Raw genomic sequence first — 14,263 nt, forward strand, 5'->3', positions numbered from 1 at the left:
ATCGAGGAGTTCAGGTCGAAAAGTCATAGTACGAGTGTCTCGGGTCTAGTAGTTCATTAGATCTCATTTCTGACCTTTGACACAATCTAATTTACAATCCCTACATTTCCAAGTTAATCAAAATAAATCTATCCTTTCACAGAAAAGTCTAACGGTACTGCCCACTACGATACCTCCAGGTATAGAGGTATCAAGCTCCACTAGAATTGATCCCACCCTCAAGATTCCCAAAACAGGATCAACAATTTGTCCACATATTTCATGTCTGAGGGTTGATCCAATTCTATTGATACCAAAAGAATCTGAATCTACTATTTCAACTCCCTTGCTTCCAAAAGCTAGTAGAGGTTGCTCAACTATGCTATCAAGCACCTTATTACAAGGATGACAAAAAGCTATGCATTCATAAGTTCCATCTGTAACTTTTACGAGGGCTTCCTCCGCATCCTCTGAAATATATTCAATTTCTCTAATAGTTACTTCTTCCATTAATCCCATCCCAAGCTTGGAGCTTTTCGACTTATCTCTCTCAAAGATTTTATGTGAAATGTAGTTACTACATCTGTGTTATCTCGTCGGACACCGACAAATGCTACTTTTGCATTTCCTGAACCACCAACTACTTTGACGTATCCGTTCATTTCAGGAACCCAAGTACCAGTTTTAATAACATGATTTGCATCATCAATATAATCTTCCAAATTATAGGAAGCACGTCCTAACACTTGCATAACTTCACTTCCATGCCTTGCAAAATGTTCAAATGCTTCATTCCCGGCAAAAAACTTATATTGGTTTGTGACGGCGCGAAGTACAAAAGTATTTTTTACAAATTTCGTGATTATAGGAACAGAAGCAAGTATTCCTAAACCTAGCAATCCCTCTAAGACTAAACCACTAGCTGTCGGTTCATCTCCTAAGGTAGTTGCTACTAGCCTTTGTCCATTGTCTACTTGTATTCCTGATAAAATGCTACGAATCGAGTTTGCAGCTGATGCTTCAGCTACTGCAAATAAACCAGTAGGATCGGTAAAGTTAACTGGATTATCATGAGCATAAAGATATTTATGTACTGATATCGGCTCATCAAGTGAACCACTATAAGCATCTCTTTTAGTAAATCTTCCAGCTTCTGCATTGTAGTACCGTTGCCTCAGGTAGTACTGATCTGAGTTCTCATCAAACTGCTCTCCAGCGAACTGGTAACTATTCTGAGTGCTACCCGTTCCACCAACAGCTCTTCCATAGGCGTCATAAGTATAGCTATGGGAGGGCAGGACGATGTGGGGTAAAGTCTCCTTGTAAGCAATAGTGCAGTTGAGGTGGGAGATGCTTTGGGATGAAGATAGAGTAGATCATTCTCCTGAAATAGCGACCGTTGAGAGTGACGAGCAACTCGTAGAGTTATGGCTCCATGACAAGAGCAAGAATACCCAGGATGCTTACCGTCGAGATTTAGCATTGTTTTTCAACATCATCGGTCGAAAAGCACTGAGACTTGTTACGCTCAACGACCTGCAAGTTTTTGCCAAAGCTTTAGTCCAGCGAGAATACGCCGTTTCAACACAACAACGACGGCTCAACAGCTTAAAATCGCTACTCAATTTTGGGTACAAATTGAGAGTATTACCCGCTAACGTGGGTCAATTACTGAAGCCACCGAGGGCAAAAGATACCCTAGCCGAGCGCATCTTGAGTGAAGGACAAGTTTTAGACTTACTCAATGCCACTGCCACTTTGCAGGAGCACGCTTTATTGCGACTACTGTATGCCACGGGTGCTCGTGTCAGTGAATTGTGTGACGTGCGGTGGCGAGATTTGCAAGGGGTACAACAGGGACGAGGACAAGTCACGTTATTTGGCAAGGGAGGTAAAACCAGAGTGGTCGTGTTTAGTGCTCAAACGTGGCAGGTGTTAGAGAGTATTCGAGCAGAGGCGGCCATCAATGACCCCATATTTCAAACTCGACGGGGTGGCAAGATCAACCGAAATAGTGTTCGTCGCATGATTCAAGCCGCTTGCAAACGAGTTGGAATTGTAGAACGAGTTTCTCCCCACTGGTTTCGTCATGCCCATGCCTCTCATGCCTTGGAGCGGGGTGCTCCTGTTAACTTAGTTCAGCTCACGTTAGGACACGCCAGTTTAGCCACAACTGGGCGTTATTTACATGCTCGACCCCAAGATTCAAGTGGATTACGCCTAGCGGTATGAGGCAGAGCAGTCATTCGCTCCCCTTTGGGCACCAGAATCAGCTCAAAGGTGCTGTCACGGTCACGGGGAGTCTCCAGTGCCAATTCTCCACAATCGGCTTTGACGGTTTTGGCAGAGTATCCGTTACGACTATTACGACGCTTGCTAGAGTTGATTTCTTCAGTAGGTGGGGACTGGGCTTCGGTTTCCAGATGATGACTTAATTATGCCGATGGAGGGGGCGCAAAGATTTTGTCGAATTCGAAGTTACATTTCTACGCTTAGAAAACAAGGCATTGATGTGCTCAATGCCCTCAAACAAGTGTTTATAGGAAATCTGATTCTCCCTGTTCTTCAACCTGAATAGTTACGTTCAATAACAATATTGGAGCAATTGAAGTAAGAACCGATCAGTTGAGGTGAGTGGTAAAAGAGCGCTCGCTCCTCACAAATGGCTTCTAGTGAGTGACAGAGCAGGTGATTAGCGAGAGACAAGCGTAATTGCCAGACTTCATTAAAGGTGTTGTCAACTAACGTCTATCCGTTCGCTCACTTTGGTCACGCCTTTGGGTTTGATATTAGCAGCGGAAAAATTCTGGTCATTTGTAAAGTGCCAAAGGCATCTATCTCATTTTCTGTGTTTGGCTGATCAAATACTAGAAGCCTGAAACGGTGCAAAATCCTTCTTTGTAAATCAGGTTGTGTCGCAAAACTGATTAAGGACAAACGATCGGTATCGTTTGTATTCCCTTAAGCAACAACTCCAACTCATCGACCGAGTAAGCAGCTTCTCAGACTCTCACTTCGACACCAGATGGATGAATTTGGATGAAGTGGGGTTGATTGATCTAGTTGCCTTGGTGATTCGTCACACTACTAAGGATCAAAAATTAAATAAGATCCGGTAATTGAGATGGGGTGATAGGCTGTCAATAACGAGAAAGCAATTTAGCCTTGATGCAACCCTATTCATCCGAAGTTGAGCAGCAAATGCGCCGATTCTATCGGTCGTTGTCAGAGAAGGACCGACGACGTTATGCAGCAGTAGAAGCCCTAAAACTGGGATGGGGTGGGGTCACGTACATCAGTCAACTTTTCGAGTGTGATGACAAACCCATTCGTCATGGGATGCAGGAACTTGAGCAGGAAGAGGTGTTAAGCCAGAGTCGCATTAGACAAGTCGGAGGAGGGCGGAAATCTGCTTTTGAGACGATTGAGGGACTCGATGCGGTCTTTTTAAGGGTAATCGCTCAACATACGGCGGGTTCGCCAACCGATGAAAAAGTGAAGTGGACGAATCTGAAGCGCCAAGAAATTGCCGAGTTACTGCAAGTCGAAGGGATTGAGGTTAGTGTGGCGGTGGTAGACCAATTATTGGAGAAGCATCACTACCGCAAACGCAAAGCGCAAAAGCGACTGGCAACTGGGGAGCATCCGCAGCGCAATCAACAGTTTGAGAACATTGAGCGATTACAACAGGCGTATCAAGCAGCAGGCAACCCAGTCTTGAGTATGGACACCAAAAAAGAGAATTGATTGGCAGGTTGTATCGAGAGGGACAACTGTATACGCAGGAAAAAGGCGTTGAAGTATTTGACCATGATTGGCCATCGTTGGCAGAAGGGATAGCCATTCCGCATGGGTTATATGACTTGGCACGTAACATCGGTTATGTCCAGATTGGTAACTCTCACGACACCTCCCAGTTTGCCTGTGAAGCCATTCGTCGGTGGTGGAATGAGCATGGTTCTGGTTACTACCACACCGCTAGTTCAATTCTCTTACTGTGCGATGGCGGGGGTAGCAACGGTTCTCGCCAGTATTTGTTCAAACAGGATTTGCAAGCCTTGGTCAACGAATTAGGAATTGAGATTCGCATTGCTCACTATCCCCCGTACACCTCCAAATACAATCCAATTGAACATCGCTTGTTTCCTCATCTAACTCGGGTGTGTCAAGGGGTGATTTTTGAGAATGTCCAAATGGTCAAGGATTTGATGACAAAAGCAAAGACACAGACAGGCTTGAGTGTGTTTGCATCTGTTCTCGACGGGGTGTTTGAAACGGGTCGTAAAGTGTCGCAGGAGTTTAAGCAAACGATGGAGATCGTCTTTGATGAGTATTTACCCAAGTGGAACTACACAGCTAAACCACAAAAGCTGTAATTCCGGATGTTATTTAATCCACGATCCTAAACATCTAAACGGGCAATTGCTGGGTGGACTCCTCCTGCATCTGCGGGGGCAAGAGGAATCTACATCACCAGAGCCAGACCCAATGCCAGAAGCAGAAGAGCAACAAGAACAGCCAAACAATCCCGGAGATTAATTCCCACAAAGAAGAAGAGGTGATGGGAATGGGCGTGGGATCTGGATCTGTAGTTCCGCAGGTCGTTCCCCAACACAAGAGGGTGTTGTGGATCTGCTGCTAATCACCTTCCAACATCACTTGTAACTCTCCTCAAGAGGAGAGAGGAAGGGGAGGTTAGAGTCAAATTAAGTAGAACTACGGATACTCAAATCCGTAGATTACCTCTATAACTTCTATAGGTATCCGAAGAAACACTAAGACTACGTTAAAGATACATAGAAATATAGTATCTACCTCACTGCGCTGGACTCCATTCGAGACTTTTCAATTTCAATCATTGCAACATCATTGTGTTGTACATCAAATTAGTTTTCGATGCTGATTAGTTAGCATCACGCTTCATTATTTGTTTTTCAACAATACACTTGCATGACTCACGCTATGGATGTCCAGGAGCTGGGAATTGTGCTGGTCACGGAGAAGCATACTCCTGCCATGCTGAACCCAGATGTCCTTCGTTGTAGTGGCATTATTCCCATTGATTGGGAACTTGCTCGTCCTCCACTTTATGCTCAACACCTGACGCAACTGGTTTTTCAAAATGGCATCACTCTGATTGCCGAAGCCAATCGAATTTTGTTTATCGAGGGTATTCGAGCAAAAGCATCCTCAAATATCTGTATTGCCAGGATTGCGCGTCACTATATTGAACGGTTGCCCCACGCGAATTACCAGAATGTGGTGATTAGCCTTAAAGGAACTGCTGTCATGAACGAGCATCTGGATGCAGTACGGCAATATCTTGTCACTCATTTATTAGCTCCCGGAGCGTGGCAACACTTTGGACAGGAACCCGTTCGAGCTTCTCTCAACTTCACCTACACACTAGAGAATAAACGCTTGAACGTGTCTGTCAGTGAAGCAGCATTAGAGCAGTCAGAAGGACAGGTAGACCCCATCCTCCTGTTTGTAGGGACTTTTGCCTATCCTGCCTCAGTTCATCCGGTTCAGTTGTGCCATGTGATTGAGCATTGGCAAACGGATTTGAAGATTTTTGAGGATCTTATCAATCAACGCTTCTTGAACCAGGAGAAGCAAACTTGGACCGTTCCTTTACCAGAACTTATCCCCTTAAACGCCTAAATCAATTATTCCGCTGCATAGTATTGTGATTGAGAATTAAATTCCTCATTTACAACATTGTCAGGAACTAGTTGGGTTTTGACAGCTTGATGTGCAAATTTGCTCAGTAGATCAAGCCACGGTTTTGTGTTGCCGAGTCTTCAAATTGTTTGGGTTACATCGGTTCTTTCCCCTCATCAATCACAACCACTACTATGAGTGAGTCTCAAGGGATTTCCCCCAGCTATTCCACACTACCCGGATCACAGAACAGTTTGATTCCGGCTGAAGATACGGTGTTAGGAGGTGCACTAGTTCCCTCTCTGCTGGAGAGCGGTGCTTTGCCTATCGTGCATATCACATCCACCCCCTCAACCCCCTTGTTTGACACTGAGCCGCTTAGCACTCCAGAGGTGTTAGACCCGGTTGATCTAACAACACCCAAACCCCTCAAACCCTTCAGGCTACCTCAATCGTCTCTGAACACCCGCACCAGTAATGAAGTCGGAGATACGTTGACTGGCAGTACGGCAGCAAGCCCCTTAGTCGGAACCACAGGTACACAATCTATTGCTAGCACGACTGACTTCAGTAGCAACCAGAGTGTTAGCACAAGTGTGAGTTCTGGTTTTGCGGTGATGGCACAAGGTACTGTGACGATGAATGAGGGGGACTTTGATGGCAATCCCACAGATCTCACCGACGATGCCCTGATTTATGCTGGGAGCGGATTTACCATTAATGGCAATCCAGTCTTACCTGTGCAACGCGATGCGGCGGGCAACCCCCTGCGCGATGCCAATGGCAGACTCATTTTAGTAGACCGGGCAGTAGCGGTCGCCGCAGGTTATAGCGTCAGTAATGCCTCTACGCAGCAGTATGCTAACCTCCTGCCACCTCAGATTGTTGAACAACAGACAGTCACTGTCCCTGCCTACAGCGATTTGAGGCAACAGGAATTGTCACGACGCATTCCCGCAGGCACTCCCACTGTGACGTTCAACGCCCAGCAGAACCCGCTTAATAGTGCTGCTGATTGGTCCAATCGATTTCCACCTCCAGGAACTGCCACTAATCCCACCGTAGTGCAAGTCACTGGAGGTGGACTCAATGTCCCAGCAGGAGTGAATCTTAGCCACACCATCATCCAAGTCGCTCAAGGCGACATCAACTTCAATGGCAGCGGGCATACATTTACCAATGTGATGTTGGTGACTAACAGCGGCAATATTAACCTGAGTAACCTTAGCTCAACTGACCTCTCTGCCTTTGCCTCAGGTTCGATTAATATGAACAATGGGGCACGCTTTGGCGGCATTGCCTTGTTAGCTAGCGAGAGTACTAACGGCAGTGTCAATTTCAATGGAGCCACCACCACAACCGATTCCACCAGCAACCTGCGGGTCGTCTCTCAAGGCAGTATTACCTTCAATGCGGCTGCTAACACGCGAGGGGCTTTTTTAAGCGTTGGCAATTTCACGTACAACAATACCTCTACGCTGTTGGGTTCCATCGGGGCAAAAGGGAATGTCATTTTTAATGCCCCAGCGACTGTGATTGCTGCCTCTATCAGCGGTCCCGATACAACCGCACCTGAACTCACGGTTGCCCTGACACAAGACACCGCTCCCGGTGGCACGACCAATACCGACCGCCTCACCTTTGATCCCACCATTACCGGAAGCGTCACTGATAGTAATGCCATTGTTGAATTTCGGGCAGGTTTCGGTAGCATTTCAACAAGCGATTACACTGATATTCTGGCAAGTCGCCAAGCCAATGGCAGCTTCACCCTCAATCGCACGCAGCTAGAACAGATTTATGGAGGAGTGTTAGCTGATGGAACGTACACCCTCAACCTAATTGCCAAAGATCAGGCAGGCAACTCCTCCAGCAGCAGCATTACCTTTACGCTCGATACCACCACAGCGACCCCTACGCTATCTTTAGTTCCAACCAGTGACAGCGGGCAAAGCAACAGCGACCGCATTACCCAGGTCACAACCCCTCAACTGGCTGGAACAGCGGATGTAGGCACAACAGTGAGGCTCTACAGCAATGGTGTTCTGGTCGGTCAAGGCAGCAGTACTGGTACCTGGCAAATCACAACCAGTTCCCTGGCTAATGGGGTGCAGAATCTAACGGCGATCGCCGAAGATAATGCCGGAAACTTGAGTGCTCCTTCTACGCCATTGCCCATTACCGTTGATGCCCTCTTGCCTCAATTGACGCTCACTACACCCCTTACCAGTCCTTTGAGGGTAGGGGCAACATTAACTGGCACCGTTGATGGCACTGGATCTGCTGTAACTGCATTGAGCTACCGCTTTGATCAACGACCCGATGTTGCGATCGCCTTTGATAGTAACGGCTCGTTTAATCAACCCTTTGATCTGGGTGGCTTAACGAATGGAGTGCATACCTTAACCCTGAGCGCGACCGATCTGGCGGGAAATATCACCGTTACCACCTTCAGTGTCACAGTGGAACTCGATATCGACGCTCCTGTGATTACCGCTGCACTCGCCAACGACACGGCTGCTAACAACTCAATAAACACGGATCGCCTCACGTCAGATCCCACCATCACAGGAACGGTGATCGATACCAATGGGATCACTGGGTTCCGTGCTGGGTTTGACAATACCCCGCTCGCCAGCTTTGTCGATATCCTGGCAGATCTGACAAGCGATCGCCGCTTTACACTAAACCGGGCACGCCTGGAAACCATCTATGGCGGTTCACTCCCCGATGGTTCACATGTCCTGCGGCTGCAATCGCAGGACGAGTATGGCAACCTCTCCGGGGTGTATGAGGTCGCCTTCACCCTCGACACCACACCACCTGCTACTCCGACAATTGATCTAGCTCCAACGTCCGATACTGGCACCGTGGGAGATCGCCGCACTACGGCTACGGTGGTGACGCTGGTGGGTCAAAGTGACCCAGGTGTGAGGGTGACGCTGGAGCAAACAGGAGACATCGCGCTCGCCGATGGGGAGGGTCGCTTTACCTTTACCGATGTGGCTCTAGTGCCCGGTGACAATTCCTTTACTGTGCGGGCAAGCGATGGAGCGGGCAACCTGCAAACCTCAACAACAATTATCTATCGCTCCACTCCACCAAACACCCTGACGCTCACAAGCAATCAAGTTCTTGAGAACAGCCCCACCGGAACACTGATTGGACAACTGGTGACCAGTGACCCGGATGCAGGTGACACCTCCACCTTAACCCTGGTAGATGATGCAGGGGGACGCTTCCAACTGGTGGGCGACCAGTTGCAGGTAAGTGATAGCACATTGCTTGATTTTGAGAGCGGCTCGTCCTACGCCATCACCGTTCGCAGCACCGATGGGGACGGATTGAGTTTGACAGAAACCTTCACCATTACCCTCACCAACGCCAATGAAGCCCCCAACTTCACCAGTACCCCCATAACAGTTGGACAGACAGGCACTCTCTATCAGTACACCATTGTCACCACTGACCCAGATACAGGGGATACCCGCACCATTCGAGCCTCTGCGCTTCCAGAGTGGCTATCGCTGGTGGATAACGGCGATGGAACGGCTGTTCTGCAAGGGCTACCTGTACCCGGCAGCTACCCCATTGGACTGGTGGTGGAAGATGCCGCTGGACTGAGTGCCACTCAAACCTTCACCCTCACCGCTACCCTACCGTTAATGGAAGGGGCGGTGTTCACAACCGGGCAAACCGTCGCCCTTACCATTCCCACAACTCCCTCCATTCTCCGCTTTAAGATCAATACTCAATTTGATGGAGCGGACCCTGATTCCATCAATGATGCCTTTGAAGTGGCTCTGGTGGATGCCAGTGGCAGATCTCTGGTCCATACCATCGGGACGGGGCGTGATGCCTTCTTCAACTGGAGTGAAGGTGAAGGCGTTGCTCTGGGAGCAGGAGCCAGCTATGACGCCGCCACAGGCATCGTCAGTCTCAATCTCACGGGCAGTCCCACAGGAGCCGCTCAACTGGTCTTTCGCTTAGTCAATAATGACAGCGATACCACGACAGCGGTGCAGGTGAGTGATCTTGCCCTCACCCCCGCCCCTGCCGGAACCTTACCTCCAGTGCAAGTTGGCAACCCGGCTATCTCCCTGGCGACTCCGCTGGCGACTCCAGACTTTACTCAATTAAGCGATGTCTCTCCCAGCGTTCAGGTGGAGTATCATCGCACCACATTTGATCCTGAAACGGAGGTGCTGTATGCCGATATCAGCCTCCGCAATCTGGGTGAATACAGCACCAATGTCCCTCTGCTAGTAGCTGTTACTGGCATCAGTGACCCCACAGTTCAACTCCTCCGTCCCGATGGCACTACTCCCAATGGCATCCCCTACTACGACTTTAGCCAGCTAATCACTACTGGACGGCTCGACCCCAACGCGGAAACCGCTCAGCGTAGTTTGGTGTTCTACAACCCCAATGGCGTCCAATTCACCTATGAGCTGATTGTGCTGGCACAGCTTAATCGCAATCCAGTTGTGGAAACGGCTGTTGCCACTGAAGTTGTGGTAGGGCAACCCTATCGCTATAGCGTGGGTGCCACTGACCTCGATGACGATACCCTGACCTATACCCTTGCCTCTGCCCCCGATGGCATGACGGTTAACACCCAAACCGGGCTAGTGACCTGGAATACCACAGGTGTTCTCCCTAGGAACTATAGCGTAGAAGTTCAAGTGAGTGATGGACGCGGTGGTACGGCTCAGCAGTCCTTGACGGTCGCGGTCATCCTGCCCGTACCTAACCGTCTGCCACTGGTGACCAGCACTCCCCCAGTGGATGCCCGAGTCAATGCACCCTACACCTATCAAATCGCGGCTCAAGACCCCGATGGCGATGCTCTGACCTACACCCTGGCAAGTGGACCAGCGGGGATGCAAGTTAACGCCACAACGGGATTGGTCAGCTGGACACCGAGCGATGGACAACAGGGCATTCAAGCCGTTGTGGTGCAGGTTTCCGATAACCGGGGAGAGAGCACACAACAGGCATTCAACATTTTGACACGGCTGGAGCAGGGGAATCACAATCCCTTCATCACCAGCACTCCAGAGACCACCGTCTACACCCAAAGTCCCTATCGCTACCAGGTGCAGGCGGTTGACCCAGACGGGGATACCTTGAGCTATGCATTGCTCAATCCTCCCCAGGGAATGACGATTCATCCTACCAGTGGGCTGATCACCTGGACTCCTACCCTCGGTAGTGGTTCGATTCCACCCGTTACGGTGCAGGTGCGCGATGGGCGAGGCGGAGTACAGGAGCAAGTGCTCACCCTCACAGTTGAACCCACCACTGGCGAGATTCGTGGGCAGATTTGGGAAGACCGCAACCGGAATGGGCAAATTGATGCCAGCGAGCGCGGGCTGACCGGAGTTCAAGTGTATCTGGATACCAATAACAACCAGCAATTAGACGCGGGTGAAGTCACGACACTGGTGGATGAGACCGGGCACTACCGCTTCACGGGTCTGGCAGCCGGATCATATTTAGTGCGGGAAGTGGTGCCCGCATCCTTTACTCTGACCTCTCCCTTGACCACCCAGTTAGGGTCAAACGTCATTACCAACGGCAGCTTTGAAACGCTGCCCCAGGAATGGACACCCACCTTCTTTGGCAATTTCTTCTGGATCAATGTTACGGAGGATGACCCTGCCCAACGACAAATCCCCGGGTGGCAGGTGTTGAACCGGGACTCCGCTGCGCCAGAAGATGTTGACATTACTCCCCAGAGCTTGTGGCCCGCCTCGGATGGTCAGTACAGCATCGAGCTAGAAGGCTATTACGGCGGTACGGTTGCCCAGACCTTTGCCACCATTCCGGGGTTGACCTATCGCCTCACCTTTGACCATGCCGGACACCCCTTCTTTGGGGACCAGTTTAAGACCGTTGAAGTGCGTATCGGTAACCGAGTTGAACGCTTCACCTATGACCGATTCGACCCCAGTGTTCAGGCGGGTTTCTTTAACGTCACCCGTACCGGATGGCGAGAGGCGAGCCTGGAGTTTACTGCCACCGATACCCAGACCACACTCCAGTTTGGCAAATATCGTGTGCCTTACGCCTTTAGTGTTGGGGGTCCAGCGATAGACGATGTTGCGGTGAGACCTGTGATTCCGACTGGGTCCTATCTTGTGACGCTGGCAGCAGGGCAACGGGTGGAACAGATTGACTTTGGCAATGCCCCAGCGGCAACTGCTCCCAATAACCAGCCTCAGATTACCAGTGCGTTCCCAACGCAAACCGAAGCAGGGCAATTCTTCCAGTATGATGCTCAGGCGATTGACCCTGACCAGCAGTCCCTCACCTATGATTTGCCCGTGCGCCCACAGGGAATGACGATAGACCCCCAGACTGGGCGAGTGCTGTGGACACCCACCACTGACCAAGTGGGGCTGTATAACGTTGTGCTGCGAGTACGAGATGGGCAGAGGGGAGTGGATCTGCAAACCTTCCAACTGGAAGTGACTCCGCTCAATGCTGACCCGGTGTTTACCTCCGTCCTCTCCACCGAAGTGCGCCCGCAGGTCGGTAAGCCCTTTACCTATCAGGCAGTCGCTCTGGATTTAGATGGCGACAGCATCACCTACAGTCTGGCTCCCATCGTGGCAGAAACCTTCCCCACTGGGGTGACGATTAATCCCACCACCGGAGTCGTGAGTTGGACGCCAACCGCTCTGGGCGGAGCAGGCACGCTCAATGGGGAGATTCAGCCCTGGCAGATTACGATTCAAGCGAGTGACGGCAAAGGTGGGATAGCCCTGCAAACCCTGGATTTAGTGGTTGAGGCAGCGGCTCCTAATCAGGCTCCCACCATTCTCTCATCGCCTCGGACCAGTACCCGTCCTGGTAGCCCCTACTTCTATCAAGTCAGAGCCACCGATATCGATGGTGACCCGCTCACCTACAACCTGGATGCCACGTCCCTTGGCAAGGGAATGCAAATTCAAAATGGGCTGCTGGTCTGGACTCCCAGTGCCAATCAGTTTGGTGCTCATGCCGTGGTGGTGCAGGTCAGTGATGGCATTCACACGGTCAATCAAGCTTTCACCCTCACAGTCACAAACCCGGTAGATAACGCTGCTCCGGTGATCACGTCCACGCCCAATCTGGTGGCAAATCTGGGACGGGAGTATCAGTACAACCTGACGGGCACCGATGCCGATGGCGATTACCGGCTCTGGAGCTTGTCGCAGGGTCCCAGTGGCATGGTGATTGACGCGCAGCGGGGCACCTTGCGCTGGACTCCCACCCTGGAGCAGGTGGCGCAAACCCACACGATCGTCGTGCGCCTCACTGATGCGCTGGGTAGCTACGTCGAACAACGCTTTGATCTGATAGCCACTGGCGTCAATGTGCCTCCAGTGATCCGCTCAATTCCCATCACCCAAGCTGGAGTGGGGCAGGAGTATGTCTATACCGCTGTTGCCACCGATGCCGAGAACGATGCCCTCACCTTTAGTCTGCCCTTCCGTCAACCGGGAGGCATGACCATCTCTCGCAGCGGCATTATCCGCTGGACACCCGCTGCTAATCAGCAAGGCTCCCATGTGATAGATGTGAGAGTCACTGATAGCCGGGGTGGCGAAAGTACCCAGACCTTCACGATTGAGGTGGGAGCCGCTGCGGTTAATCGTCCGCCTGTGATTACCTCCAGCCCGATTTTAAGAGCACCCACAGGAGCAAGCTACCAATACACAGTGACAGCTACTGACCCAGATGTGAGCGATGCCCTGATCTACCAGTTGTTAGAGCGTCCGGATGGCATGCAGATTAATGCCACCAGCGGTGAGATCACCTGGACCACTCCTGTCACGGGTAATCACCGGGTGGTGGTGAGTGTCAGTGATGCTGGGGGATTGAACGCCTATCAAAGTTTTGTTCTAGCGGCTCAAGCCAATGCCGCTCCCACCCTGCAATCAACCGCTCCCACTCAAGCGACACCAGGGGTGACCTATGCCTATGACATCCGAGCGACCGACACCGATGGGAATTCCTTCACCTATGCGCTTGACCCGGCTTCCCTGAGTCGGGGGATGATTCTCGATGCCCTGGGACGACTGCGCTGGGCACCTTCTACCACTGACCTGGGAGTTCACCCGGTAGTTGTCACGGTCACCGATGCCTACGGAGCCAGTGTGCAGCAGCCCTTTGACATCACGGTGACGGCTGATACTCAAGCTCCTCGCGTCTCTCTGGTCGCTAGCACCAGTCAGGTCACAGTTGGCTCGCAAGTGACATTCCAGGCACGAGCCACTGATAACGTCGATGTGGCTGGACTGCAGTTGCTGGTGGGAAATCAGGCGGTTGTCCTTGATGCCAATGGGTTTGCTACCGTCACGCTAAATCAAACCGGAACGATTACGGCAAGGGCGAGAGCCTCTGATACGGCTGGCAATCAAACGGAAGTCACCACAGCCGTTGTCGTCTCCGCTGCCAATGCCCAGGCTCCGATCGCTCGTTTGAATCTGAGTGGAATTGCAGATGGGGTGATCACCTCTGCGACCAATCTGATTGGCACTGTGGATGACCCCGATAGCAACAGTGTGACGTATACGGTGGAAGCGGCTCCCATTGCAGGTGGGGAATGGAGAACCATCTTCACTGGCAA

Annotated in this window: 6 protein-coding genes and 2 pseudogenes; 4 read left to right on the forward strand and 4 right to left on the reverse strand. The window is 50.9% G+C overall.

Annotated features, from left to right (window positions below):
- Positions 1-117: 117 nt before the first annotated feature.
- From H6G89_RS33760 to H6G89_RS35465, 3 genes and pseudogenes are all read right to left on the reverse strand, one after another.
- The gene (locus H6G89_RS33760) at positions 118-489 is read right to left on the reverse strand and encodes a hypothetical protein (protein ID WP_190514399.1); all 372 of its coding nucleotides are present in this window, start codon (positions 487-489) and stop codon (positions 118-120) included.
- A complete protein-coding gene (locus tag H6G89_RS35460) occupies positions 489-878 on the reverse strand; it encodes a hypothetical protein (protein WP_242060255.1) in 390 nt (129 codons plus the stop codon). Before H6G89_RS35460 ends, H6G89_RS33760 begins: the two co-directional genes overlap by 1 nt.
- Before the next feature lie 147 nt (positions 879-1,025).
- A pseudogene (locus H6G89_RS35465) lies at positions 1,026-1,331 on the reverse strand (RHS repeat-associated core domain-containing protein); the annotation flags it as partial.
- Here H6G89_RS35465 and H6G89_RS33770 point away from each other — a divergent pair.
- A complete protein-coding gene (locus H6G89_RS33770; protein ID WP_190514400.1) occupies positions 1,330-2,211 on the forward strand; it encodes a tyrosine-type recombinase/integrase in 882 nt (293 codons plus the stop codon). The pseudogene H6G89_RS35465 and the gene H6G89_RS33770 sit on opposite strands and share 2 nt — an antisense overlap.
- Here the strand turns inward: H6G89_RS33770 and H6G89_RS35470 are convergent.
- Entirely contained in the window at positions 2,160-2,402 is a 243-nt protein-coding gene (locus tag H6G89_RS35470) for a transposase (RefSeq protein WP_190514404.1), read from the reverse strand. The genes H6G89_RS33770 and H6G89_RS35470 overlap by 52 nt on opposite strands.
- A 916-nt stretch (positions 2,403-3,318) precedes the next feature.
- On the opposite strand from H6G89_RS35470, the pseudogene H6G89_RS33780 reads away from it, so the two are divergent.
- The 3 genes and pseudogenes from H6G89_RS33780 to H6G89_RS33790 all read left to right on the forward strand — a co-directional run.
- Positions 3,319-4,355, forward strand: a pseudogene (locus H6G89_RS33780) (ISAzo13 family transposase).
- A gap of 574 nt (positions 4,356-4,929) precedes the next feature.
- Positions 4,930-5,643 carry a hypothetical protein gene (locus H6G89_RS33785; RefSeq protein ID WP_190514401.1) on the forward strand — a complete coding sequence of 238 codons (714 nt, stop codon included), beginning with the start codon at positions 4,930-4,932 and terminating at the stop codon, positions 5,641-5,643.
- A gap of 194 nt (positions 5,644-5,837) precedes the next feature.
- The coding region (locus H6G89_RS33790; RefSeq protein WP_190514402.1) for a putative Ig domain-containing protein at positions 5,838-14,263 on the forward strand (8,426 nt) is incomplete at its 3' end.

Source organism: Oscillatoria sp. FACHB-1407 (genome assembly GCF_014697545.1).
Taxonomy (GTDB): domain Bacteria; phylum Cyanobacteriota; class Cyanobacteriia; order Elainellales; family Elainellaceae; genus FACHB-1407.